Here is a 25311-nt window from a genome sequence, read left to right as displayed (position 1 = left end):
GTCACGAGCGGAATCGTGCATCTGTTCGAGTTCTTGTTTCTTCTGTGGAGATAGCGTTACTTTCATAGTGGCGTAGCATGATCCTATTTTTACGGAAAATCAAGCACCTTCAATGATCACGGGTATAGCAAAGTTATGGCCAGTGATTCGATCGTAAGCTTGAGAGGCGCCTGTTGCGCCTAAGCATACAGCTAGCACTAAGCTTTTAAATAGTGGAGTTGGTTTCATAATTTTTTGCCCTTTTTATTTATCACTATAAAAAGCAATTAAAGATCAGGCAATGGCTTTGCGTTCGAGCGCGAAAAATCGCGATTGACTTCTAAAATAAGAAAAATAGCGGCTAACTTACCTAAAATCACTCCAATTTAATAAATAGCAGAACCATTTAAGCACTGCTGTGCAACTGTCGATGCTTCGCCGTGAGAGTGCCTATCCTCTTCTACAAACTGATCAACAAGAGGATCAACCAGGTTTTCTTGCTTTATGGTATCGAGGGCGTGTTGCAGCTTAGTGACCACCTCTGGCGATGTGTTTTTGTTAAGTGCCAAGTAATTACCCACTAAAGCAGGGTGCTTTAACTCAAATACCGGCGTTACTTGGTCTGGGCTCATACCTACATTCATCAATTGTGATGAAAGAGTGAGAGAGGAGCCAATAAGCAAATCATGCTTGCCTTGCTTAAACATTTTAAGCTCTTCGAACTTTTTTGAGTAAGTTAAAAATTGCTGGCCTTCAGTAAGGTTAAAATCAGCAAGAACGGTTTGATAAACATCACCACGAGATACGCCAATGGTGTAGTTTTGCAACGACTGTGTACTCGTTACTTTTATGTCGTTGCGGTTATTTAAACGGTATAAACATGAATGCCCAGATACCAAAGGGCCAACCCAGTAAAATTGAGTTTCTCGCTTTGCGGTGCGTGAAGTAGAAAAAATTCCAGCATTGGGTTGGGCGAGTGTTAGTGACATTGCGCGCTTCCAAGGCAATACACTAAACGTACAGCTCAACTTGGCTCTTTCGCACAAAGATTCCATGATTTTGGTGTTAATACCGGTGAGTTGATTGTGCTGCACAAAGTTATAGGGAGGGAATACTTCGGTGTATAAAGTCAATTGTTCAGCACTCGCCATGGCAGTGCTGGCAGTGAATAAACTCACTATTGTTAAATGCTTAAACATCGCTCTTAACTCCAGTTGTTGCAGGTTATTCTGGTTTAACAATTCGACTTAACTGCTTTTGCAGTGTATTTAAACAAAAAGGCTTAATGATAAAACCGTTCACTTTTGCTGTGATCATCTCGCTTACCGTTTGTTTACTGTCTTCGCAGGTTACCATCAATACAGGTAAATCACTTAGGACTGAGTTTTCGCGAATATGATTAAGCAAACATTTGCCATCCATTTTCGGCATATGCAAATCAGTAATCACCAGATCAAAGCTGTGTTTTTCGAGTAAATCAAACGCTTGAGCGCCATCAGTCGCCTCCGTTATATCCTTATATTCAAGCCTACGCAACATGTTTATCAACACATGGCGCATAAGTGGCATATCGTCAACGACCAGTATTTTCATCTAGATTACTATTAAGTTTTACAGTATTTAAAGCTTAGTTTGCTAACTCAATAACGCAATAAACCAGAAACTAAGAAAAAATATCGGCAACAAGCTGGCTAAGTCGTGCTATTTTAATATTGCTTAGCTGGCGGTAGTCAAAATAGGGGCAGACAATCACTTTATCTGATTTACTAATGGCAAATTCATCATCGAGCCAAGTTAATTGGCAATGTAAAAGCCCGTCATTTATAAGCTGTTTAGCATGGGTTCGCCCTGCAATTATATGTAACTGCTCTGGTTTGCCTAATATCGGTGGGCTAAACAGTAATGCGGTTTGGCTATGAGCTTGCAGCAGTTGATCATCGCGATAGCTCTGCCAATCAGGTGCTCTTTTAGCAAAATCATAATATTCACTTGGTAGTGCAAACAGCACTTTGCCATACACATTAAAAACTTTGCGCCAACCATTTCCACATGCTTGGTTTATTTCGTTGATCTGGCTGGGTTGCATTGCGTGCAAATGGTCAAGCTGTTGCCAAGCAGGCATCGGCGGGCGCTTTTCTATATAAACAGCGACTTTAAACGCCTCATCGCCAAAACCTTGCAGTGGCGCACTATTAACGACACTCATGATTTTTTAGCGAGGATTCGATCTAGGTTATTTGCAAAGTTTTGGCGGTCAGCTTGGCTTAACGGCGGTGGGCCACCGGCCATTTCAACGCCACTTGAGCGCATAGTTTCCATAAAATCACGAACATTTAAACGTGAGCGAATGTTTTCAGTCGTATACAACTCACCGCGTGGATTAAGCGCTTGTGCGCCTTTTTCGATAACTTCAGCAGCTAAAGGAATATCACCGGTGATCACCAAATCATTTGGCTCGATGCGCTTAACAATTTCGTTATCGGCAATATCAAACCCAGAAGATACCTGCAAACGGCTAATATACTTTGAAGGGGGTACTCGCATCGCATGGTTCGCCACTAATGTGGTGAAGGTTTGTGTGCGCTCTGCGGCACGAAATAATATTTCTTTAATAACGACGGGGCAGGCGTCTGCATCAACCCAAATCTTCATGCTGTTCTCAATAATTGATTTAAACCTTTAATAGTTTACCGTAATTGAACTTAATTAGTGCTATTAACGTATTAATTTATTTAATTTTAAAGGAGCAAAAGCGTGCAAACATCATTAAAGTTACTCGGGATTTTGTGCATCACTACCATTTTGTCTGCATGTACTGGCATGCCAGACGACATCAAACCCGTCGATAATTTTGAGTTAAACAAATACACAGGAACCTGGTACGAAATTGCACGTTTAGATCATTCATTTGAACGCGGACTTGAGGGGATTACCGCTGAATACTCAATTAACCCTGATGGCAGTGTAAAAGTTATCAATAAAGGTTACAGCGCCGAAGATAAAGAATGGCAGCAAGCTGAAGGTAAAGCGAAGTTTGCAGAGCAAAAAGACATAGGCCACTTAGAAGTTTCATTCTTTGGACCATTTTACAGCTCTTACGTGGTATTTGAATTAGATAAGCAAAATTATCAATACGCTTATATCACAGGTTATAACAAAGAGTATTTATGGTTTTTGTCGCGCACACCGACCGTGACAGAACAGCAAATGCAGGACTTTATAAACACAGCAAAAGAATATGGTTTTAAAACAGACGAGCTTATTTATGTTGACCATAATAGCTTGTAAAGGGGCTTTACAACTGTCTTTAAACTATCACTAATGTGCAACACAACTGTAATGGATGCTAGGCAAACTTAGCGTCGTTAAATTGAAGCAACATGTGATCCCCCAATTTAATCCCCTGCTTGGGTAGGCATTGCCTACCCATTTTTTTAAACAATTTGCTCCATTAAGCATTATTGCAAATTGGTATCAGATCAGTTTTTTACTAACTAAGCTAGAAAATCATCACCGAAAAGCCACTCAATAGCAAAACAGACATAGTTAATACGCTGACATGCTTTACCCATGAAACAGTAAAACTGTATAAAATCATGAGCATAAGTACACTTAAAGCCATATAACCGCAAAACAGCAATGCGCCGTACCCAGCATCTGACAGCACGCAAAGCACTAAACTTAGTAAAATACTGATCCAGCCGCTTAATAAAAAGCTATTTCGCTGTTTTTCGGTTAATTTCTTTTTGAATACATCACGGAAATGATTGAATTTTGCAAGTGCAAAACAATTAAACCCTAAAAAGCAGAGACTAAATTGCAGTAACTCCATCATCCTTGTTGCTCCTTTAACAGCCTGTTTTTATTTAATTTAGTCTTATTTGTAGCGGTTTTATGGCTAGGTATTTTTTTGCTTTGTAGTAAAAACAGCAGCCCAGCACAAATAAACGCACTATCAATACCGAATAAGGCCCACTGCTGAGTTAGTAAATACGTGATCCAATTACCATCTGTTGTCAACGCATTTACCACAGGTACTAATAAGCAAGCAGCTGCGTTAAGCCAAGCACTATAGCGCCAGTGGCGTTTTTCTCGGCCGATCACAGCGACAACTAACATCGCCAGCCAAGCTAAGAAAAACACGAGTATTTCTTTATCGGCACGCCCAGCTAACTCTAAAGGTAATAAACGATTGGCAATGAAGAACGCTGCGGTTGCAAGGGGTAAGCCCATCAGTGTGGCTAAATTTAGTGTCTCAACGAGCTTAAGTCCAAAGCTTGGTTTTTGGCCTGCTTTGAGTCTCTCGCGTAAGCGCTTAGCCCACATGATGCAGCCTGTAGCTATCATGGCACAGCCAGCTACGCCACAGAAAAAATACAACCAACGTAGCAGCGGCTCGGCTAAACGACCACTATGTAATGCTGTCATTGAGTCATAAAACTGCGCCGAAGCGCTCCAATCTTCGCCTGAACTCGCTTCAAGCTCACCTGTTACACCATTGAATAAGTAGCGTGGTCCGTTATCTACAACCTCTTTGCCGGTTGCCAAATAAACCACAATTTGTGAGGTCGCTGTATTGGCATTTCTTACAAACACATAGCTAATGTCAGCATTCGGTGACTTAGTATAAATCTGATCTAACACTTCTTTGATTGCCACCATAGGGCGCTGCTCTTCACTAGGCTTGGCACGTTTGTTAATAGGCAAAGCCTCATCAAACATTTGCCTTAAGCCATTTTCATATACGGTTTCGGCAGGGTAGGGGAACAGCATAAATATCAACGTGATAATTCCCGTGTAGGTGATCATGATATGAAATGGCAGTGCCAGCACTGACGAAACATTGTGTGCATCAAGCCAACTTCGGCTACCTTTGTTTGCTCTAAAGCTAAACATATCTTTAAAAATACGTTTGTGAATCACGATGCCAGTTATAAGCGCAACCAACATAAATAATGAAGCTAAACAAACAATTATCCGCGCAGTAAATACATCTATGTAATGTAAATCAAAGTGCAAACGATAGAAAAAATTCCCCCCCTTAGTATCCCGAGGCTCGGGCAATTGTTCTAAGGTATTAGGGTCTAGATACGTATAGTTGAAAGGCGCACGGCGCTGGCCGGGCTGTTTAGGCTCAGCAAACCCATAGCTTAATATAGGGTTACGCGGCTCAGGTAAGTTTATTCGCCAAGATAATGAATTAGGTGCCTGTTGCTGTAATTGCGCAAGCACATAATTAATTTGTTCGGCTTGAGACTGAACACGTTGCACTTGGTGCTTTACATGATGCGTTTCTGGCTCAGCCCAAATAGTAATTTCATCTTTGAAAAAGCTGATAGTGCCTGCAAAAAATATCAAGAATAATAACCAGCATACCAATAAGCCCACCCAGGTATGAAGCCATGTCATGGAGCGGAAAAAACTCTCTTTCATAGCCATCCCTTAATAAATGAAAGGGCCAGCAATTGCCCACTAGTAGTTAGTAAAATAGTGATCCAAACAGTCTTCAAAGACTTAACGGCAAACACCCAAATAAACACGCAACAGTAAAAAAATACCGAAAGAGTCGTGGTCAACAGCACGCTGTCGAGTTTATTAAGAGGTAGTAACACAGCTAATAATGAAATAAGTACACTGGTAAAAGCGTAACCCCCCATGATGGCTGCAACAAAACGCAAAAACACAGCGACACGATAAGAGAGGCTCACAGAGCGCTTTTTAGCTGTATTTTTAGGGCGATTGCCTGCCATTGCATCTAATGATTGAGAATGCATGATAATCCCTTAGAAAATAACACAAGAAGAAAAACCCGTATTATATCGCCAGCAAACAGAAAAGATAGTAGTTATCATTTGCATAAACGTATTAAATAATGAAACAGAACCAACTAAGTCGTTATGTTAGTAAAATAATGATCTGCTAGCTTTGTTCTGTGCAATATCATATGGTGTTAAGTAAATACAAAGGGAGTTGCAATGAAAACGATAGGCTTAATCGGAGGCATGAGTTGGGAGTCTACACAAAGTTACTACCAGCTTTTAAATCAAGGCATTAAAAATAAACTGGGGGGGCTGCACAGTGCCAAGATAGTGCTTGTCAGTCTCGATTTTGCCAGCATAGCAGCGCTACAACAGCAACAAGATTGGCCACAAATGGCCGAGATACTCATTAAAGCAGCCAAACAAGTTGAAGCTGCGGGCGCGGATTATTTATTAATTTGTACCAATACAATGCATAAACTAGCTGAGCAAGTACAAGCAGCCGTTGCAATTCCTTTGTTACACATCGCCGATGCAGTTGGTGAAAACCTGATCCAACATAACTTCAAAAAAGTGGCTTTGTTGGGTACCCAGTTCACTATGGAACAAGACTTTTACAAACAGCGTTTAGCAGATAAATTCGCAATAGACGTGTTAATCCCTGATGTTCAGGGGCGTGAAACAGTGCACCGCATCATTTATGATGAACTATGTAAAGGCATAATCAAGCCAGAATCCAAAGCTGAGTATTTAACTATTATTGATAAGCTAACTCAGCAAGGTGCAGAAGCGGTTATTCTTGGCTGCACAGAAATAGGATTACTAGTACAACAATCCGATACCTCAATACCATTACTTGATAGTACAGCAGTTCATTGCGCTATGGCGCTTGAGAATAGTTTAAAATAGGAGCAGATTATGTCGAATCACCATAGCTTAAATTATGTTGAATTTGCCGCCAAAGATTTAGCTGCAACAAAAGCATTTTTTCATCAGGTTTTTAAATGGCAATTTACCGATTATGGCTCTGAGTACACGGCTTTTAGCGCTGGATCAGCGGGTCTTGATGGCGGTTTTTATCAAGCGCCATTAACTAGCTTAACCAGTAATGGTGGCGCGCTACTAGTGCTTTATTCAAATAATATTAAAGACACTCAAGCGCAGGTAGAAAAACACGGCGGCACAATTATTAAGCCCTTGTTTGATTTTCCTGGAGGCTGTCGTTTTCACTTCATAGAGCCAAGTGGTAATGAGTTAGCTGTTTGGTCAAAACAAGCATAGATCATATTTTTACTAACTGATGAGTACTCAATCGTTATTACAACAAGTTAGTAAATGCGTGATCTGTGAACCGCATTTACCACTTGGGGCACGCCCTGTTATTCAATTTAACCCACAAGCTCGCATTTTAATTGCCGGTCAAGCCCCGGGGATTAAAGTACATGAAAGTGGCAAACCATTCGATGATGCAAGTGGCCAAAGGCTTCGCTCTTGGCTTGGTGTAACGAGCGATGAGTTTTACGATGACTGCAATTTTGCTATTTTACCGATGAGCTTTTGCTACCCAGGCAAAGGCAAGTCTGGCGATTTACCGCCAAGAAAAGAGTGCGCTGTAGCATGGCGCGAAAAACTTTTAGCGCAGCTCAATAATATTGAGCTCACCATTATCTTAGGTAAATACGCGCAGGCATATCATTTGCCTCACACTAAGCAGCTACCCTTAACTGAGTTAGTAAAATCGTGGCGTGAATATTGGCCAAGTTACTTGCCACTGCCCCACCCAAGCCCTCGCAATAATATCTGGCTGAAGAAAAATCCGTGGTTTGAGCAACAAGTATTGCCTGAGCTTGGTAATAAAATACGTACAATTTTAGCAAGGTAAAAAATGAAAAATACCTTTTTTGCTGAACACGGCTATTACCATGTAAAGGGCCTTTACACAGAGAGTGAGCTTAGCAAGGTAAGACCTATTCTCGATAAATTTCATCATCATTGGTTGCAAGAAAACCAAGGCTTTTATCAATCGAAAGGGATTATTAGCTCAGGATTGACTGGCGCCGCATGTTTAAGTACTGAGGAAAAGTGTACTCTTTTTGAATTTATCTGTGCCGATACATTATTAGAACAGGTTAAAGGCATTGTTGCTGTTCCTCAGTTTATGAATACTCAATTATTCTTTAATCCTTACAACCCCAAACAAGCAAACTATTGGCATCGCGATATGCAATATCACTTAGAGCTTGAAGCGCAAAAGGCCGCACTTTGCGGTCCTGAAGTATTGCATTGCCGCGTTGCTTTTGAAGATGAACTGGGCATAGAGCTAATACCGGCTAGTCATAAAAATTGGGATTCAGATGAAGAGTTAGCAGTTAGATTAGAGCAGCAGGGTGCTCGCAATAGTGACTCATTGACTCGCGGTAAACGTGTAGAACTCAAAAAAGGTGACTTACTTATATTTTCGGCAAATATGATCCATCGTGGCTTATATGGCATGAATCGTTTTGCCCTTGATATTATTTACTTTGAGCGGCACCCAAGTCTTAATGAGTTTGTACAAACTGGATTTTTACCAACTGCAGAACAAAAGCAGCAATTAAAAAACGCGATGGTATTTGAGTAAGCAAAAAAAAGCGGCTACTTAGCCGCTTTCTTTATTTTATTGTGCTGTTACTGCAACATTGCAAACAATTCTTTTAACTGCGGCATGTATTGCTTAACTAAGTTAACGTTACTTTCGCTTACATCCACTGTTGCAGTACTTGCTTTAACACCTTCTAAAGCACCCACCATTGAGCGAGTCCCCGCATCTGATGATGATGCCGTTAAGCTCTGTAAACCACTCATTGCTTGATTAACACGTTGCTTGTTCTCTTCTGACATTCCTGCTTTAAGGTTTTCTAAATACGCCATTGATACCTCTGAGCCAACAGTAACTAACTGTTCTGGCGTAAACCCGTATTGCTTGGTTAAAGCTTCAAACTCCGTATAAAGGTCATGCTCTTTAATGTGACCTAACGCATTCATAACTGACGAACTATCTGCATTTCCTAGCATACCACTTAGGTCAACAGTATTCAGTTCTGGCTGGTTTTGTGACCAGTTAACTACAGCAGGTAATGCTTTAATGTAACGCTGTAATTGGTTCTCAGTTATATCTTCAGCGAGACTTGAAAAACTCATTGCAAGTAAACTGATTGAAAAAAGTAGGGCTTTCATGTGGATCTCCTTTCGTTCATATTTGTCGCAACTAGCATGAATCAAAGGGCAATTATACTCAGCTAATTACAAATGTTACACTTGCATTTTTATCACAGCTAACTGAACCTGATGTTAATTATTTCTAATACTGTCACTATCGATGAATGGGAGCTCGACTTTAGCGCAATTCGCTCACAGGGTGCGGGCGGACAAAATGTCAATAAAGTTGCCAGTGCTATTCATTTACGGTTTGATATAAAACGCTCTAAGTTACCTGACTTTTATAAACAACGTTTACTTAATTTAAATGACTCTCGAATCACCAAAGAAGGCGTTATAGTCATTAAGTCGCAAACACATCGAACTCAAGAATTAAATAAAGAAGACGCACTTAATCGATTAAAAGAATTGATCATCAGTGCTACTCAAGTACAAAAAAAGCGAAGGGCTACAAAACCCACCAAAAGTTCTCAGCGGAAACGCATGGATAGCAAAACAAAAAGGGGACAAACAAAAGCATTAAGGAAAAACATCGATATATAACTTTATTGTTAACAAACCGCTCAAAAAGCAAACAAAACTGTAAAGAAGTGTAACGTGTTAACAAAGTTAATTGATGGTTAACTCCACTAATACTATAATATTCATACTATCTCACTTATTTGCAAGGAGCCGCTGATGGGTCTCAAAACACACATTGTTGCGTCGTTAATGATAACGCTGTCAGCGCTGCCAATCACCAGCCACGCTGTTGATTCTTGGCAAGCCGGAAGCGCTTACCCGCAAGGAAGTGAAACTTGCTACAATGAAATTCTTTACAAAGCTAGATGGTGGGCAACGCCAGGTGAAGAACCAGGTAGTTCACAATGGGGGGCATGGGTCGCTGATGTCGCTTCAAAAACATGTGTAGAGAGCGTCGTTAACAAACAAGAAAACCTACTAAAATCGTTACCGACTATTATTGAAAATAATCAGAAAAAAGAGAGCTCAAATTAGCTCTCTTTTTTAATGATTTACTAGTCAAATGTATGGTGACGAGTTACTTCAAAACGATTAAGTAAGTGATGCATTACATAGACCGCACAAAGACTTACTAAAATTGCCACTGACACCGACGAAAATCGATATAACGCGCTGTATACCAGATCTTGGCCCGGCCCTAATGATTGACCAAACAAAATGCCAAATGTGGTGATAATACCAAAACCAACACCCGGAATACCGCCAGCAATAATGTGATAACGACTAAAAATAAAAGTCAAAATCCATAAAATTAACGCCGGAAATATCAAAATATCGGTATGGTTATACAAAAATAACTGTGCCACTAACGCTAAGTTACATCCAATCAATGTACCTATCGCACGTTGCCATGCAGCCATACCTGCCGCTTTCCAGCATAACGAAAACAAAATCAGTACCGACGCTGCTTGAGCTGAGATTGAATCTTGTAAGTCAAATACCTGAAATACAACAAATGACAAGGTTGCTACGGTTGAACAAAGTAATACTTCATGACGCACACTTTCTTTTGCTTTTTCTGGCATAACCCGACCTTGGCGTGGTGCAACATCAGGAAATAAACCATGCATTAGCATCGAGAACACCACAGTAACCACAACAGCAACGGCATTGCTAATGATCAACGGATAAATACTTACCCCACCACCGGTGTAGGTCGAAAAATGCAATTGAATAGACAAACTCACCACCGTTGTGGCACCAAATAAAAAGTTAGCACCACGGCTCATTTGATAAAACAAAAAAGCAAATGCGATAAAGCTCATCATCGTCATAACAACAGGCAGGTGTGCAAATAGACCTTGCACAACTAGAACAAACAGTGCACTAAACACCGCGCCTGCGTAAAACTGACGAATAATATGCATGTTAAGCACAGGCACTAAGCCGAGCAATAACATAGGGTAAACTGTAAAAAAGATGCCATTAGGCCAGTTCATCAATTTTGCCAGTGCAAACCCTAATGCTGAGCCCGTGGCAATGCGAAGCGCTTGGCGCAAACCATTACCATCGAGTTGCAATACTGACATAACTTACCCTGCCTTAGTAAATAAAGTGCAGAACACTGATGAAGCGAATTTGCATGCTCGCAAACCAGCTGCCTATGCTTGAGTCAGGCAAAAGCTGAACAGTTGCACGCGCACCACTTGGAAATTTAGCTAACATCTGGTGTTCATCTAGTTGGATATGAATACGTTGGCGCTGTGCATCACGTACCCAACGATTACTACTTTCAGTAGCACTGAGCAAACCGTTTGCATTAAGCTGACCATCACTCACACCTGCTTCAAAGCTAATAATTTTGCCCGTAAACACTTTGCCCGGTAGCGCATCAAAGCTTACTTTTGCAGTGCTACCAATTTCTACATGAACCAAAGACTTTTCACGAAAATCTGCCACTAAATCAGCTTTATTAGCAACAATCGCCATTAGCGGCTGGCCCTTATTTGCATAGGTACCCGGTGTTACTTGTAGGTTGGCTGTTTTACCGTCGGTATCGGCTGTCACTGTAGTATACGACAGGTTTAGTTTCGCTTGCTCAAGCTGGTTTTGAGCATGGCGAAGCGCTAAATTGTCATCACCTATTTTACCGCGTGCTAATTTGGCCTCGCTAAGCTGGGCTTCAATTGCAGCTACATTGGCTTTGCTTGATTGATAGTTCGCATTGATTGTTTCGTACTCTTGCTCTGAAATAGAGCGCTTTTTCAATAACGACTCACCGCGCTCAAATAAAAGCGTTTGTTCATGCAGTTTTGCCTGTGCAGCCGCAAGCTGAGCTTCTATTGCCTTGACACTGCTATCTAAACGTTGGTTTTGTAGTTTCGCATCATCATAAGCGAGTTCTGCCTGCTGAACGGCAAGCTTAAAAGGCTCGTCGTTAATCTTAAACAAGGCTTGCTGCTTTTCAACTGCTTGATTGTTGGTGACTAATACGTCAGTCACGCGCCCACTTACTTGCGGGGTCACTTGCACAACAGGGTGATAAACACGGGCCTGCGGTGTGACAGGCATGTACAGATCAGCAATCACAAAATATAAAAATAAAACAATAAAACCCGCTAAAGAGATTTTTACGTAACGGGCAAATTTTTGGTCCGGTGTCATAAGGTTACTTATCTCCTGAATAATGACGGATACACTGACGAGCATTTTGCTCCATCTGAATTAAACCATGCGCCATCGTATCGAGTTGCTCTGTGGTTAAGTCAGCATAAAGGTGCTCTTTCACATCAGCGATAATCACCTGTAATGTGTCTAACAATTGTAGACCTTGCTGTGTGAAGTACAGACGTTTACTGCGTTTATCGTCTGCATCAGCTTTACGAGCAATAATCTCTTGTTGCTCAAGCTGCTTAATAGTGCGAGTTAACGATGGCATTTCAATGCCCAAGCTATTTGCCAACTCTTGTTGGGTGCAACCTTGGTTTAGATGAAACAGGTGCATCATCGCGGTCCAACGAGATTGAGTAAGCCCCAAAGGCTCGACCGCCAAGGTGACAGCATCGCGACATAAACGATGCACACGGCCCATACTGCCGCACAGTGTTAAATCAAGAGTTTCGTGAAAAGGGGGAGTGGAAGACATAATGTGCTCCATTTACTTAGCATGCTAACTATTTTAATGTAGTTAGCATGCTAAGTAAATGTTGATGCAATTAATAAAACAGATAGCTATGTTCGATAAAAGCGAACAGCCGTAAAAGTTATGCGAAGAACAATACTATTTTGCAATTAACTCTTTGATATGGCTTTCATAGAGGTCTAATTTATCAGCTACAAACCCTGTGTGTTGGAACCGTACTAAGCCCTCTTTATCGATTAAAAAGCTGCTCGGCATCCCTTTAAGTTGGTATTGTCTGCCAATAACAGCATCAGGGTCGTAAATAATAGTAAAGTTCACTGCAAACTCAGCTAAAAACGCATCGGCATCACTGCGCTCAACATCAATATTTACAGCAACTACTTTAAGCCCTTGCTGTTGATACTTGTTCTGCATCGCTATAAACCAGGGAAACGACCGTCGACATGGACTACACCAAGATGCCCAAAAATCGAGTAACACAACTTTCCCTTTATATTGGCTCAGTAGTTTAGACAATTGCTGCTGACTTGCAGTTAAAGGAGCAGTAGAAGATTGCTCTGCCATAGCAGCAGAGCCCGTTAATAAAAGAAGTGCAATTAAGATGTGTTTGATCATTGATAATTTAACAAGTTCGCAGGTGAATATTGGTCAGTGAGTACCTTGGTATCCGCGGGCCAATCTTGATTACCCTTAGTATAAAACAAATGTTCACGCAGTAACTGCAAATCAACATCGTAAGGGGTTAACTTATTTGCGAGTTTATTGGCGCGCTCGGCTAATTGTTGCTGGCTAGGCATAGTCTCGAAGCCTGCCAAAATAATGCGATTAGAGTTTTCATCGGTCACAACATTAACAAAGTCACCAAACACATCAAAGTAAGTTGCCGACTCATGCTGGTACAATTTACTCGATGAAAAAGTATTTGCTGCAACAATGCCGCCATCAGCCAGTATACTTTTTACTTCTGCAAAAAATTCCTTAGTGAGAAGGTGCTCAGGGATATAATCGCCATTAAAGGCATCAAGAATTATCCAATCGTACTTTTGCTTTTTCAGTGCAGCGCGTTTGATAAAAATACGCCCATCTTGCACTTTAGATGTCACATTATCGGTTTCTACAAAACTAAAATAATCACGGGCGACTTTTATTACTGCAGGGTCAATTTCGACATTTTCGATACTCGCTTCAGGATAAAGCTCATGTATAGTATTAGAGAGTGAGCCACCTCCCAAACCAATGATCAATACATTTTGCGGGTTATCAATAAATAGTAGGCTTGCAAAGGTCATTTTGGTGTAATTAAACACCAGCTTTTTAGGCTTACTTTCATACATACAACTTTGCGTACTTTTACGAGTTTTTTCGTTGAATTTTAAACACAGTAAGTCGCCAGACTTCTCAACTAAGATATTGCGATAAAGCGAGCGCTCTTTATGGATTACTTCAGCCAACCCGCTAAAGGGCAGCGCTATGAGCAAACAAGGTATTAAGACTCTAAACATACAGTACGCTCCTTTGTTTTTATTTGACTAACAGCTATTGCAAGCAAACCAAGCGCGCCTAATACCGCTGCAAAGGTTTTAATAATGTCGTTAACATCAAAAGCTAGCACCATATAAAAAGAGGTAATAATCGTGCCAAGAGCGCTTCCTAGGGTGCTCACAAAATACAAACCACCGGCAACCTGACCACTTTTTTCATGATCGGTAACCAATAATCGCACTGAATAAGGAGAGATCATGCCCAATATTGTTGTAGGGATAAAAAACAACGCCGTTGATGCCAGTAACGAGCCATAACGGCTGTCTTCAACATGAGTGAAAATAAAGGTCATAATTGGCTCAGAAAACAGTACAATTGGCACCACCATAATGCTCGCAACAAAGAAAATAAGACCGTATTTAGTTAACGAAGGATTGCGAGTAGAGAGCTTGCCGCCAAGCAAATAACCAATTGATAAGCTCAGCATAAATACAGTGATAATACTGCCCCATATATGCACACTGCTACCAAAGTAAGGCGCTAAAATTCGCCCACCTAAAAGCTCAATTCCCATAATACAAAAGCCGCTACTAAAGGCTAGAAAGTAGATAAGCGCATTGATTTTATTCATTAAACACCCGCTGATTTTGTTGTTATTTTACCCATCTTAACCTGATGCTGATAAGGATGCCATGACTGTTTTTTAAGCTGTAAAGGCCGTTTACAAAATGATAGCTAACGAAATAAATAGTAAAAAAGGCTAGGTTAAAGCACATATGCTCTGGTATTTTAACGGGAACAAATAAGCAAGGATAAATGCAATGGATCAGCAAGTAACACACATCAATATCGACAACCCTACGACCTTATTTGGCCTCAAAGTTCGCACTAGCAATATAAACGAATTGAGTGGCGAAGGTGCCAAAATTGCAGGCTTATGGCAGCAGTTTTACACAGACATAGCGCCCAAATTAGCGCCATCTAGCCAAGTTTATGGCGTGTACACTCATTATGAATCAGATGTCACAGGGGAGTTTGATGTATTTGCCTGTACTGACCTGCAAGTCACTTTGCCAGAGATAGAACAAACGACACTCGCCACAGGTAACTACCTTCACTTTAGCGGCAAAGGTGCAATGCCACAAACCGTTATCGATGTTTGGGGTCAAGTTTGGCAGTACTTTAGTAATGAACAGTGCCCGCATATTCGAGCATATAAAACTGACTTTGAGTTTTATAAAAGCAGTGAAGAAGTTGAAGTATTCATTTCGGTTGAATAACACTAAACACTATTTTTAGTGTAAAGCCCCATTACAAAATAAAGCCGCTTATTGCGGCTTTGTTGTTTGCTTAATTGGCGTATCTCAGCGCTAATTGTTCTGCTTTAGCATAAGCATTAGTCAAAGACCGTTGGTGTCTTTGGTCGTTAAATTCTTGATACTCACAGGCTATTTCATCAATATACTGAACCCCTAAATACTTACTCAAGGTTTTAATGTGCGGCACTAAGTGGCTCATACTCTCGCGTATACCACCGGCCTCAAAGCCAAACTCACCCGTTGAGGTAATAACCAGCAAACGTTTACCAGTTAACAGGGGTTGCAAAGGGAAATCCCCCCGCTGCAAGTCAAAATCAAACGTTTTATTGATCCTAACGATTTGATCAAACCATGCTTTTAATTGCGCAGGCATGCCATAGTTATACATAGGCGTTGATATCACTATGGTGTCAGCCTTAACCAACTCATTTATCAATTCATCAGATTCGGCCAGTACTTCTTTTTGCTCTAGCGTTAACTTGTTGGCTGGCGTAAACACAGCAGCAATCCAGGATTGGTTAATAAATGAAGGTGGATTAATCCCAACATCACGGTAAATATACTCAGCTATAGCATTGTTTTGCTGTAAATGATTTACAAATTGCTTAGCAATATTTTTAGAGATTGAGTCGTGGTTAGGATTTGCATTTTTAGCTGAACGCACACTAGCATCAATGTGTAGCAGAGTAGTCATAGTAAATACCTCATTAGTTAATGTGTTGGTATCATCATTAAATGAGGGCCATTTAACAAACGAGTTATAATTCACTATAAGTAAGTTATACTCATCTATAAATTTAGACGGGTTCAACTATGCATATATCATTACAAGCTTTAAAAGCCTTTGAGTCAGCTGCACGATTAGGTAGCTTTAAAGCAGCCGCCGCTGAACTTGCGATTACGCCTACAGCGGTATCGCACCACATTGCTAATCTAGAAAGTCGCTTGAATACTGATTTATTTCATCGCGAAGTGAGAAAGATTACCTTAACTGCATCAGGCGAGTACCTAAGCCAAAACACAACTAGCGGCTTTAAGCTTATTTTTGCGGCAATTGAACAATTGAGCCAAGCACATAACCAAGTACGCATCACCACAACATCATCTCTAGCAGCCCTAAGATTAATACCCGCTTTAGAAGAGCTAAATAACGAAAAACCGCATTTACAGCTTGATATATCAACCAGTGAAACTTTAGATAAGCAACTGCATACCTTGCCTGTTAGGCTAGGAAATAGTGAGGAAGTAAACAAAGCAGATATCATCAAATATGAGCGCTTTGATATGTTTGCGGCAAACGCGCAACAAAGCGCCCCTTGGCTTGATAAGCAGGTTACTTTATACACCAGCCAATGGAAAAATAATGCCCTACCAGCCCCACCATTAATGCAATGGCTCAAAGTAAATAACCTAAGTGATTCATGTTTCAAGGTAAACACATTCGATCAAGAACTGTTTGGTATAAATCAGGTGCTCGCCAATAAAGGCGTGGTTTTTTGCTCAAAAACCTTAGTGCAACCTTACCTAGATGCAGGGTTACTAACATCGTTTAATAGCCAAGATGTTGAATCAAAACTGTGTTACTACATTCCCGAAAAATCTCGCTTCGAAACAGCAACACATAACGTTGTGATTGAATGGCTTGAGCGGTTACTGAATTAATGATGTACAAATAACCATCATTTAAGTTACTGTGGTTTTGTAACTTTTAGTCACCAATAAGGATGTTGTTGTGTATAAATTACTCTTATCTACCTGCTTATCTCTCGCTGTTTTTTCTACTAGCGCAGCGAAAATTATCGACAATGAACGCGTCACAAAAGAAACAGACTGCTTCACAGGCATCTTTGCTGACTATGATTCGTGGCACCAATTTATAGCGCAAAAGAATAAACGCAAAGCTAAAAACGAAGAAGCATACTTAAAGCGCATAAAAGCCTTTGAAGAAATCTTTCCACGAAGTATGTTCGATAACTTTAAAGCGAATTTAACCTGCCATATTTTTAAATATCAGGTCGATAATGTTGAGGTGCTTGGATATATCATCAAACCTAAAGTCACCAAGAATAAGCTCCCAGTAATAATTTATAACCGCGGCGGTAACGGTAATTTTGGCAATGTTTATTTTGCTGCAATGATGCGCAATTTATTTCCTTTAGCGGAGCAAGGCTTTGTGGTTATCGGCAGCCAATACCGCGGTACATTAACTAAAAATGATGATTTAGATGAGTTTGGTGGCAAAGATGTTAATGACGTACTTGCGCTTATTGATTTTATTACGCACATAGCAAGTGCAGATGAAAACCGTATTGGCATGCTAGGAGCGAGCCGAGGCGGCATGCAAACCCACCTTGCGATGCAACACACCAACAAGATTAAAGCCATTGCAACCATTGCGGGGCCGACCGATTTAGTCAAAGAGCTTACGTTTAGACCTAACATGGAAAAAAACGTGTATGTGCGTCGTATCCCCAATTATAAAGAGAACAAACAAGCAGAGCTTGAAGCACGCTCTGTTATGAACTGGGTTGATAAGCTATCGCCTAAAGTGCCCATATTACTTATTCATGGCAGTGACGATAAACGAGTATCGGTCGAGAACTCAATTCAATTTGCCAAAGCGCTAGAAGCGCATCATATACCCCATAAACTCGTGGTGTATGACGGTGACAACCACTTTTTAATGAACCATAAAGAACAACTGGAAACAGAGCTAGTTGATTGGTTTAACAGCTATTTGTAACTTTGTTTTGAAACTAAAAAGGGCCAAACAAGGCCCTTTTCATTACACACTTCGCTCGATAATCCAATAGCTCGCAGCCGCCATTGCCAGCACAGATAATGTAATTCGAATAGCACTATAAAAATAAGTTCTGGCAAGCATTGCTAGCACGGGTACAACGCAAATAACGATCAGCAACTGCACAGTTTCAATACCCAGATTAAATGCCACCAATGCGACGATAATGGCCTGAGTATCAAACCCCATATGGCTCATTTCAATCGCGAATGCTTGACCATGGATAAGCCCAAAAATAAATGCTATCCACATAGCTGACTGCGAAAAAATCGGCCTAATTGCATTTAACGCCGAAACTAAAATAGACGCCGCAACCAAAATCTCAATTGGCTTTGCAGGAAATGAAATATACCCAAGCGTCGTCAGGGCTAGCGTTAATGAGTGTCCGAGTGTAAAGAAGGTGACAATTTTAGCTACCGACATAACACATTGGCGCACAGGTGCCACTGATTGCCAGCGCTTATTGGCACTAACTAGAGGAGCGGGCAAAATTAAACAAAGTAAAAATAGCAAGTGATCTATACCGGCTGCAATATGGCTCATACCATTTACAAACATCAGCTTAAACTGAGACCATGCAGTGATTTTTTCAGGCTCTATAAATAAGGTTTCGCGCTGATAGCGGATCAGCCCTATGGTTGCTATGTCTTGACTTGCTTTAAGTACTTCATGCATATCGTTGCGATACGAAACATAAATTTTGTGAGTAACAACTCGGTGTAAAATGGCATTGTAATGCAAAGAAAAACCACTGGTATCAAAATTATCTGGTTTGATAAATTGCATCTTCATTACCATAAACAGTACGTTATCAAATTCATGGATAGCAAAATCATCAACCTTTTGTGCTGTTAACGGCTGAGAATTTTGTGTTGTGATACTTACATGTGTTTGCATGTAGTCTTGTAAAGCCGAGAAATTAACCTGCTTTAGGTCATCACTTTGTGAAGGAAATAGGCTTTCATCAGCTAAACGTAATTGATCGAGGGGTAAATAAATTTCGAGTTCAATCTGTGGTTTATGCGTATCAATAAACACAGAACTCGTTGAAGCAGAATGGGCAAAGGCTTTGGTACAGAAGAGGCTGACCAAAAAGGTCAGCCCAAATAGGAGATTAATTACTGCTTTCATGGCTTATAAATTATTACCATAATCCCAGCTCTTATCCCTGAACATTGTATGGTAGTGAGTTTCATCACTGATAATAATCCCATTTTGACACGCCACCTCAATCCAAAGGTTAGGGCCATCAATACGCATATAAGTCCCGGCAACATCCACATCAACACCAGCCGATTCAGTGCCAGCCCAGGCAATGTAGGTATCTGCATAAGCAGAACTCGTTACATAGCTTAGCGTTAAGTTTTCAACCACTTCTTCAGGGTAGTCGTTGATCCACTGCTCGATTGCTGCGGTAACCAGTGCTTGTTGATCCTGCGTTAAACTTGAAACAAGGATCCCTTTGCGATTATCCCCTGTAGGGTAATCAGTTGGTAACGTACCACTCCCGTTATCTGGGCCTACTAATACATCTGAATAGCTTTCACCGCTTAAGTAAGCCTCAGCAAGCTCAGATTCACTTAACGAATCAAACATAGCAACGAGGGCATCACCTTCATCCGCAAGCGGGGCATAGCTTGCCGAGTCTAGTTCAAAGCTGACTTTAGGTTCAGTACCAATATGGTTTGGCACAGGGTAACCATCGCCATTTAAGTAAGTAATGTTATAAGCTAAGTGGTGACCACCTAACTGCAACATCCAGTCGCCGCTCACATCTGGGTCGCCAAAAAACGCTAGATAATATTTACCAGATGAGTAAGCAGAACCACCACCTAGCTCATTCAAATAGTCATCCGCAGCAATAACACCTAAGAAATCTTGGTAGCCATCATCACTCAGCGCCGCTTTCGCAACCATCATCGCTGCTTCAAGTGATTCATCGTCTAATGCCCCAAGTTCAATACCATTACGACTTACATTGCCCGTCGGTAAGTTTGACCACACAGTCCTTGCTTCAGAGTCTGAATAATCAAGCTGTAAATCAGCAAGTTCATCTTCATCTAATGTGTCGATTAATGCATTTGCAGCACACACGAGTGACTCTAGGCTGGTATCGAGCTCACAGTCACCTAGACTGATATCGCTGAAGTCACTGACACTAATTGAACCTGAGCTACTTGAAGAGCCACTGTTGTCAGTACCGCTGTTATCAGTACCACTGCTATCGCTAGTCGATGAATCTGTATCTGATGACGACGATGAGTCACTGTCACCACAGGCCGCTAAGTTTGCCAATAACGCAAGCACTGCCAGTGATTGCCATACCTTTTTACTTAATTTCATAACCAAATTCCCTACATGAATTATTGCTTAAAAAATTACCATAGAGGCAAGGTTGAAAAGTGTAGAAAATATGTAGATCACCAAATGAATTATGGAATTTTATTCACGAAACAAGCCTATTTAGTGAAGGTCAAAAAGTAACTTCGCACTTTAAAATTAGGTATACGTCATCAGCAATTTCGGTTATCTGCTTAGCTTTATCACTCTGAGCTACTCACCCAATTTATAATTAACAACAGCGCTAAGACAGCAGAAACAAGTTGCCAAAAGAGCACGGGATTACGTTCAAGTAGTGGCAGCTTTCTATTATATGCTGGATTTGGGTTATGCATATCAAACAAAAACTCAGATAAACTTAGATAGCGTTTTTGCATATCAGGTTTACAGGCTTTGTTGATTGCGGCATCAACCCATACTGGGATCTGTAAATTATTATGCAGCAAAGATTTATATTGGAGTCGATGTAGCTCTTTCAGATTAGACACTTTAGCAACTGAAGTATCATAAGGATAGGTTCCGCTGAGTGCATGATAAGTCATCACAGCTAATGCAAACATATCACTGCTCAGTTCGGGCCAATACCCCAAAAAGTATTCTGGTGCGCTATATAACATGTCGCCCGGTATGTGCAAAACATCATCACTTTTACTAAATTGCTGACCATGTAAACTGGCTGAGCCTAAATCCAATAAGGTTAAATTGTCGTGTTGATCAATCATGATATTTTCGGGCCGAATATCTTGATGCAAAATACCTTTGCTATGCAATGCGCCTAACGCTGAGACAAGTTGCGTTAGCCATGCTCTTACTTGCTGTAAATTTGCATTACCATTATCGTTTAACCATTGCCTTAACGTTATTCCTTGCACTCGCTCTGTCAGTGTGTAAAAGACATGCCGTGTAGTCTCAGAGTGCCCTCTTTTAACAACGCGAGGGTGGTCAACTTTGGCAATTAACCACTCTTCTTTTGCTAGCTCATCTAAGTAATACAGCTCAGTTTGCAAGGATAAAGAGGGAACTTTCATCACCGCAGTGGCACCAGTGATCGTGTTGTGAACTTCAAATAAAGAACTTCTGTCGCTTTTGTGAAGCTGATTAATAAGTTTAAAATTATCAACGACATCACCGACACTCAAGGCATCAGGCAAAGGTAAAAAACCATCAGAAGTGTATTCAACCGTTTCTCTGGGATCGGCGGCACGTTGTTTAATCGCGACAATACTCAGGTTGTCATCGCTTGCGTTAGCCAAAGCAAGTTCAGCAGCCTTTTGACATGCATGTTGCAATTGCTGTTCACTCTCACAATTGGCAAATAAGCCCAATAATTGCTCAGTTGATACAAACTCAGTAATACCATCCGTAGCCAAAATAAAGCAATCACCTATGACTAGGTCGATTTGCTGAACATCTAACTGTAAGTTTGAACGTATACCCAATGCATTACTTAAATATTGCTGCCCATATTCATCAGCTGCGCGATGCTGTTGGCTAAAATGGCAAATCTTACTGTTTCTAATTCTGAATATACTTGAATCGCCACAATTAAATAAATTGGCTTTCTTATTGGCTAAAATTACCCCTGCGAAAGTGCAGACAAACCCTTGATCAAAGTTATCTTGATATTGGCTATGTTGGGTTTTTGCCAGTAATTGAAGGTTAATCACTTCAAGTACTTTTGTGCCAGCTCTGGCTGCAGACCATACATCACTGGTACGTAAATATTCATCACAGAAAAGCATCACAGCCAAGTCACTTGCATGCTGACTGACTTGGCTGCTACTTATGCCGTCTGCAACAGCAGCTACAGCCCCTTTTGAGCGAGACTCTGTTAATGCGGGGATAGTGCATTTAACACTATCCTGATTAACCGCTTTGTTCCCGCGAGATGTATAAAACCCTGCTATTACATCGGCTGTCATAGTTAATGCGTCTTTGTTGTTTTTGTACATTGATTGCATTAATTACTTAGCAATTACATTGTCACCAATAGGTGCTGCAGTTGTCGCTAACTTGCGCTTTGGTTTTGTACGATAGTGCGTTGTGTACAAAGTAAGCCCAGTAAATGCTAGACCACCTACCAAGTTTCCAAGCGCAGTTGGAATTTCATTCCAAATTAAATAATCAACAACAGAGAAATCACCACCCATGATCAAGCTAAATGGGAACAAAAACATGTTTACAACCGAATGTTCAAACGCCATAAAAAAGAACAGCATAATAGGCATCCACATAGCAATCACTTTACCGCTAACATGTGTTGACACCATAGCACCCACAACACCCATAGATACCATCCAGTTACATAGCATGCCACGGATGAAAATGGTCATCCATCCTTCAAAACCGTATTTAGCATAACCTAATGTACGCGCTTCACCGATACTAGCAACCTTAGCTGCAATAGCCCCACCATCGGTATTAAAGCCCATGGTAAATACAAACGCCATCATGACAGCAACAGTCAGAGCGCCAGCAAAGTTGCCAACAAAAACTAATCCCCAGTTTCGCAAAATTTGTGGCCAAGTAACGCCTGGCCGACGAGCAAGCCAAGCTAATGGTGTTAACATGAACACACCGGTTAATAGATCAAACCCCATTAAATAAAGCATACAAAAGCCTACAGGGAACAGTACCGCGCCGAGCAGAAATACACCGGTTTGCACTGCAACTGTGATCGCAAATACAGCAGCTAAGGCTAAAATAGCTCCAGCCATATAAGCACGAATTAGCGTATCTCGCGTGGACATATATATTTTTGATTCGCCCGCATCCACCATTTTTGTAACGAAGTCACTTGGTAATAAATAAGCCATGTTATTCACCTTTCATTGTTAATCTTTAATCTGTTTCACAGTTAAAATGACCATCTTTCAGGCAAAAAAAAACGCCCGCACCGACTCTTACTTTTAAGAGCAGGTTGCGGACGCCATTGTCCTTTGCATTTCCAATTGTCACAGCCTATTCAACTGTTCATAATTTATTAAACAAGTTATATGCCAAAAATAACCAAAAAATAAAACTAAATCCTTTCAATAGTTTAACTTTTTCACTTTTGCTTTCACCAAATCAAAAATTAACATTTGCTTTACTTTGGCGCATTGCACGCATCACTTTGGGGCGAAACCCCGAACTAATAAAAAAGGGCAGAACTAATTTGAGCAATAAATCATGATTTCGCTTTTGTTAAAAATTTCTGTAAACCCCATTTACAGTGGCACAACGCAGATAATATTCGAGCAAAACTGATTTTACCTTGCTTAAAAATGACTATTAATTTTTAGGGAATAATAATTGCTTGATGGTATCTATTCAATATTAGTAATAAGAACCTATGCCGACATCTTCAACCTGTACCAAACGCTTTTTACTCGCAGCAAAATATGCCGAGCTGAATAGCCTAAAGGCGTTAGCTTCAAACTGTAAAATAGTTATAGCTGCGACACAGATGATCCATCAGCTGCAAAGAGAGCGCGGAACAACGAATGTTTATCTAGGGTCAAAAGGTGTCGCCTATAAAACAAATTTACCTGTGCAATTTAAGAATAGCTCAGAGGCAGAGGAGCAACTGCTCGATTTACTTATTTCAAAGTTCTTAAATAGTGATTCAATTCACACCCAAACAAGACTATTAACGTCAATTACTTTAGCTTCTCAAGGGCTTGAGCAATTACCAAAATTAAGAAAGCAGATTCAGAAACTACAGGTTACACCACTTAAATCGACCGATGCCTATTGCCGATTAATCGGAAAAATAATAAATCTAATTTTTGAAGCCGCCGATGTATCAAGTGATGCGTCAATAACCAAACTTTTAGTTGCACTGTTTAACTTCATTCAAGGTAAAGAGCTTGCAGGGCAGGAGCGTGCTTTAGGAGCCATTGGGTTTTCGCAACAAAAACACGAGCCTAATATATTATCGAAAATGCATGAACTTGAAAGCGCACAACACGACGTATTTGAGCGGTTTTTAGAGTTTTCGGTTAGCCAAGAACAAGCAGCCTGGCAAGCGATACAACTCTCTGAACTAACTAATGACATTAATAAACTCAGAGCTATGTTCAAAGCGGTGTCTGATCTTCCCTCAAATAGTTACACACCCGAGCTTGGTGAAGTCTGGTATGAAGTTGCAACTAAACGAATAGATGCCCTTCAAAATATCGAAACTATGCTGACCACTAGGCTAATGGAGCAAGTTCAAGTAAGGATTAAAGAAGCTGAAGCGAAAATATCTAATCACAACCTATTGATGGAAAAAATCAGCGATGACAATGCAACTGACCCGGGTTTTAACATGCTCTTTGATCGTCGCTTCTCAGGGCTGCATGGCGTAGAAATAAATGCTGATGAGCAGCAACATGATGTTCAGTCTGTACATAAATCGTTTTACGATTTAATTTGTGAGCAAGCAAACCATATTAACCAAATGAGTGCAGAACTAGAAAATGTAAAACGCGCATTGCATGAGCAAAAGGTGATAGGCAGAGCAAAAATGTTATTAATGCAAAGCTCTAATGTGGGTGAGCATCAAGCACATCAACTGCTCCAAAAAGCGGCAATGTCACAAAACCAATCATTAATAGACGTTGCAAACAGCATTGTTGCCAAAGTTTCAAAAGCTTAGCAACAAATAGTCGCACTAAAAAGATAGCAAGCGTTTAATTATCCTCAGATGCTATTAATTAACTTAACCATTTAGATAAGCAAATTAACTAAAGCCAAAGAACGAACAAAGGGGTAGTTCAAACTCGTTTTTGGACAGAAATGAGTTAGATTCGACAGACGACTCTATGCCAAAAGCGGACGGTGGTAACGCCGCCATAAACGGTG

31 protein-coding genes are annotated in these 25311 nt (G+C 40.6%); 11 read left to right on the top strand and 20 right to left on the bottom strand.

Annotated elements, in window-relative coordinates; all coding sequences use genetic code 11:
• Nucleotides 1-99 precede the first annotated feature (99 nt).
• The 5 genes from L1267_RS23610 to L1267_RS02145 all read right to left on the bottom strand — a co-directional run bounded on the left by L1267_RS23610 (nt 100) and on the right by L1267_RS02145 (nt 2631).
• Nucleotides 100-228, bottom strand: a complete 129-nt coding sequence (locus L1267_RS23610; protein ID WP_268842553.1) for a hypothetical protein — start codon at nt 226-228, stop codon at nt 100-102.
• Nucleotides 229-365: 137 nt separating this feature from the next.
• Entirely contained in the window at nt 366-1178 is an 813-nt protein-coding gene (locus tag L1267_RS02160; RefSeq protein WP_235382010.1) for a substrate-binding periplasmic protein, read from the bottom strand.
• A gap of 25 nt (nt 1179-1203) precedes the next feature.
• A complete protein-coding gene (locus tag L1267_RS02155) occupies nt 1204-1572 on the bottom strand; it encodes a response regulator (RefSeq protein ID WP_235382009.1) in 369 nt (122 codons plus the stop codon).
• A 70-nt stretch (nt 1573-1642) separates the two neighbouring features.
• Nucleotides 1643-2185 (bottom strand): DUF6942 family protein, encoded by a 543-nt coding sequence (locus L1267_RS02150; protein WP_235382008.1) that lies wholly within the window; start codon nt 2183-2185, stop codon nt 1643-1645.
• Nucleotides 2182-2631, bottom strand: coding sequence for a YaiI/YqxD family protein (locus tag L1267_RS02145; RefSeq protein WP_054563136.1), 450 nt, complete (start codon nt 2629-2631; stop codon nt 2182-2184). Before L1267_RS02145 ends, L1267_RS02150 begins: the two co-directional genes overlap by 4 nt.
• Nucleotides 2632-2799: 168 nt before the next feature.
• On the opposite strand from L1267_RS02145, the gene L1267_RS02140 reads away from it, so the two are divergent.
• Nucleotides 2800-3267 carry a lipocalin family protein gene (locus tag L1267_RS02140; RefSeq protein WP_235382014.1) on the top strand — a complete coding sequence of 156 codons (468 nt, stop codon included), beginning with the start codon at nt 2800-2802 and terminating at the stop codon, nt 3265-3267.
• Nucleotides 3268-3478: 211 nt separating this feature from the next.
• Here the strand turns inward: L1267_RS02140 and L1267_RS02135 are convergent, their stop codons facing one another.
• The 3 genes from L1267_RS02135 to L1267_RS02125 are packed head-to-tail and all read right to left on the bottom strand — an operon-like array spanning nt 3479 to nt 5753.
• Nucleotides 3479-3814 (bottom strand): DUF3325 domain-containing protein, encoded by a 336-nt coding sequence (locus L1267_RS02135; RefSeq protein ID WP_119852774.1) that lies wholly within the window; start codon nt 3812-3814, stop codon nt 3479-3481.
• Complete coding sequence (locus tag L1267_RS02130; protein ID WP_235382007.1) at nt 3811-5412, bottom strand: PepSY-associated TM helix domain-containing protein; 1602 nt, start codon at nt 5410-5412, stop codon at nt 3811-3813. The genes L1267_RS02135 and L1267_RS02130 overlap by 4 nt, the downstream gene beginning before the upstream one ends.
• A complete protein-coding gene (locus L1267_RS02125) occupies nt 5409-5753 on the bottom strand; it encodes a hypothetical protein (RefSeq protein ID WP_235382006.1) in 345 nt (114 codons plus the stop codon). The genes L1267_RS02130 and L1267_RS02125 overlap by 4 nt, the downstream gene beginning before the upstream one ends.
• 201 nt (nt 5754-5954) lie before the next feature.
• On the opposite strand from L1267_RS02125, the gene L1267_RS02120 reads away from it, so the two are divergent.
• The 4 genes from L1267_RS02120 to L1267_RS02105 are packed head-to-tail and all read left to right on the top strand — an operon-like array spanning nt 5955 to nt 8358.
• Entirely contained in the window at nt 5955-6647 is a 693-nt protein-coding gene (locus tag L1267_RS02120) for an aspartate/glutamate racemase family protein (RefSeq protein WP_235382005.1), read from the top strand.
• Between the two features lie 9 nt (nt 6648-6656).
• Entirely contained in the window at nt 6657-7019 is a 363-nt protein-coding gene (locus L1267_RS02115; protein WP_235382004.1) for a VOC family protein, read from the top strand.
• 19 nt (nt 7020-7038) lie between these two features.
• The gene (locus L1267_RS02110) at nt 7039-7620 is read left to right on the top strand and encodes a uracil-DNA glycosylase family protein (protein ID WP_235382003.1); all 582 of its coding nucleotides are present in this window, start codon (nt 7039-7041) and stop codon (nt 7618-7620) included.
• A gap of 3 nt (nt 7621-7623) precedes the next feature.
• Nucleotides 7624-8358: a phytanoyl-CoA dioxygenase family protein gene (locus L1267_RS02105; RefSeq protein WP_235382002.1), complete on the top strand. Its 735-nt coding sequence runs from the start codon at nt 7624-7626 to the stop codon at nt 8356-8358.
• A 47-nt stretch (nt 8359-8405) separates the two neighbouring features.
• Here L1267_RS02105 and L1267_RS02100 read toward each other — a convergent pair whose 3' ends face one another.
• A complete protein-coding gene (locus tag L1267_RS02100) occupies nt 8406-8954 on the bottom strand; it encodes a short-chain dehydrogenase (protein WP_235382001.1) in 549 nt (182 codons plus the stop codon).
• Nucleotides 8955-9065: 111 nt separating this feature from the next.
• Between L1267_RS02100 and arfB the strand changes: the two genes are divergently transcribed.
• Both arfB and L1267_RS02090 read left to right on the top strand, forming a co-directional pair.
• Nucleotides 9066-9479, top strand: coding sequence for an alternative ribosome rescue aminoacyl-tRNA hydrolase ArfB (arfB, locus tag L1267_RS02095; protein ID WP_135926652.1), 414 nt, complete (start codon nt 9066-9068; stop codon nt 9477-9479).
• 135 nt (nt 9480-9614) lie between these two features.
• A complete protein-coding gene (locus tag L1267_RS02090; RefSeq protein WP_135926651.1) occupies nt 9615-9932 on the top strand; it encodes a hypothetical protein in 318 nt (105 codons plus the stop codon).
• Between the two features lie 20 nt (nt 9933-9952).
• On the opposite strand, the gene L1267_RS02085 is transcribed toward L1267_RS02090, so the two are convergent.
• The 6 genes from L1267_RS02085 to L1267_RS02060 all read right to left on the bottom strand — a co-directional run bounded on the left by L1267_RS02085 (nt 9953) and on the right by L1267_RS02060 (nt 14653).
• Nucleotides 9953-10987, bottom strand: coding sequence for a DUF2955 domain-containing protein (locus tag L1267_RS02085; protein ID WP_135926650.1), 1035 nt, complete (start codon nt 10985-10987; stop codon nt 9953-9955).
• Between the two features lie 13 nt (nt 10988-11000).
• Nucleotides 11001-12062 carry an HlyD family secretion protein gene (locus tag L1267_RS02080; protein WP_135926649.1) on the bottom strand — a complete coding sequence of 354 codons (1062 nt, stop codon included), beginning with the start codon at nt 12060-12062 and terminating at the stop codon, nt 11001-11003.
• A 4-nt stretch (nt 12063-12066) separates the two neighbouring features.
• A complete protein-coding gene (locus L1267_RS02075; RefSeq protein ID WP_135926648.1) occupies nt 12067-12543 on the bottom strand; it encodes a MarR family winged helix-turn-helix transcriptional regulator in 477 nt (158 codons plus the stop codon).
• Nucleotides 12544-12678: 135 nt separating this feature from the next.
• Nucleotides 12679-13155: a TlpA disulfide reductase family protein gene (locus L1267_RS02070; protein WP_235382000.1), complete on the bottom strand. Its 477-nt coding sequence runs from the start codon at nt 13153-13155 to the stop codon at nt 12679-12681.
• Nucleotides 13152-14042 carry a spermidine synthase gene (locus L1267_RS02065; RefSeq protein ID WP_235381999.1) on the bottom strand — a complete coding sequence of 297 codons (891 nt, stop codon included), beginning with the start codon at nt 14040-14042 and terminating at the stop codon, nt 13152-13154. The genes L1267_RS02070 and L1267_RS02065 overlap by 4 nt, the downstream gene beginning before the upstream one ends.
• Complete coding sequence (locus tag L1267_RS02060; RefSeq protein WP_235381998.1) at nt 14027-14653, bottom strand: fused MFS/spermidine synthase; 627 nt, start codon at nt 14651-14653, stop codon at nt 14027-14029. The genes L1267_RS02065 and L1267_RS02060 overlap by 16 nt, the downstream gene beginning before the upstream one ends.
• Before the next feature lie 190 nt (nt 14654-14843).
• On the opposite strand from L1267_RS02060, the gene L1267_RS02055 reads away from it, so the two are divergent.
• The gene (locus tag L1267_RS02055; protein WP_235381997.1) at nt 14844-15302 is read left to right on the top strand and encodes a GyrI-like domain-containing protein; all 459 of its coding nucleotides are present in this window, start codon (nt 14844-14846) and stop codon (nt 15300-15302) included.
• Between the two features lie 70 nt (nt 15303-15372).
• On the opposite strand, the gene L1267_RS02050 is transcribed toward L1267_RS02055, so the two are convergent.
• Nucleotides 15373-16035: an FMN-dependent NADH-azoreductase gene (locus tag L1267_RS02050; protein ID WP_199526139.1), complete on the bottom strand. Its 663-nt coding sequence runs from the start codon at nt 16033-16035 to the stop codon at nt 15373-15375.
• Between the two features lie 119 nt (nt 16036-16154).
• Here L1267_RS02050 and L1267_RS02045 point away from each other — a divergent pair, with 119 nt between their 5' ends.
• On the top strand, nt 16155-17003 hold the full coding sequence (locus tag L1267_RS02045) for a LysR family transcriptional regulator (protein WP_235381996.1): 849 nt from the start codon (nt 16155-16157) through the stop codon (nt 17001-17003).
• Between the two features lie 70 nt (nt 17004-17073).
• Nucleotides 17074-18084: an alpha/beta hydrolase family protein gene (locus tag L1267_RS02040; RefSeq protein WP_235381995.1), complete on the top strand. Its 1011-nt coding sequence runs from the start codon at nt 17074-17076 to the stop codon at nt 18082-18084.
• Between the two features lie 42 nt (nt 18085-18126).
• Here the strand turns inward: L1267_RS02040 and L1267_RS23720 are convergent, their stop codons facing one another.
• From L1267_RS23720 to L1267_RS02020, 4 genes are all read right to left on the bottom strand, one after another.
• On the bottom strand, nt 18127-19179 hold the full coding sequence (locus L1267_RS23720) for a HupE/UreJ family protein (protein WP_188728559.1): 1053 nt from the start codon (nt 19177-19179) through the stop codon (nt 18127-18129).
• A 96-nt stretch (nt 19180-19275) separates the two neighbouring features.
• Nucleotides 19276-20484, bottom strand: a complete 1209-nt coding sequence (locus tag L1267_RS02030; RefSeq protein WP_235381994.1) for a DUF3500 domain-containing protein — start codon at nt 20482-20484, stop codon at nt 19276-19278.
• Between the two features lie 200 nt (nt 20485-20684).
• Complete coding sequence (locus L1267_RS02025) at nt 20685-22433, bottom strand: bifunctional protein-serine/threonine kinase/phosphatase (RefSeq protein ID WP_235381993.1); 1749 nt, start codon at nt 22431-22433, stop codon at nt 20685-20687.
• A 12-nt stretch (nt 22434-22445) separates the two neighbouring features.
• On the bottom strand, nt 22446-23297 hold the full coding sequence (locus L1267_RS02020) for a formate/nitrite transporter family protein (RefSeq protein ID WP_235381992.1): 852 nt from the start codon (nt 23295-23297) through the stop codon (nt 22446-22448).
• A gap of 518 nt (nt 23298-23815) precedes the next feature.
• On the opposite strand from L1267_RS02020, the gene L1267_RS02015 reads away from it, so the two are divergent.
• Nucleotides 23816-25105, top strand: coding sequence for a nitrate- and nitrite sensing domain-containing protein (locus L1267_RS02015; RefSeq protein ID WP_235381991.1), 1290 nt, complete (start codon nt 23816-23818; stop codon nt 25103-25105).
• Nucleotides 25106-25311 lie beyond the last annotated feature (206 nt).

It is taken from the genome of Pseudoalteromonas sp. OFAV1, from assembly GCF_021532595.1.
In the GTDB taxonomy this organism is placed as follows: domain Bacteria; phylum Pseudomonadota; class Gammaproteobacteria; order Enterobacterales; family Alteromonadaceae; genus Pseudoalteromonas; species Pseudoalteromonas lipolytica_C.
The sequence above is the reverse complement of the archived record's forward strand: the minus strand, read 5'-3'. Positions and strand labels throughout refer to the sequence as shown.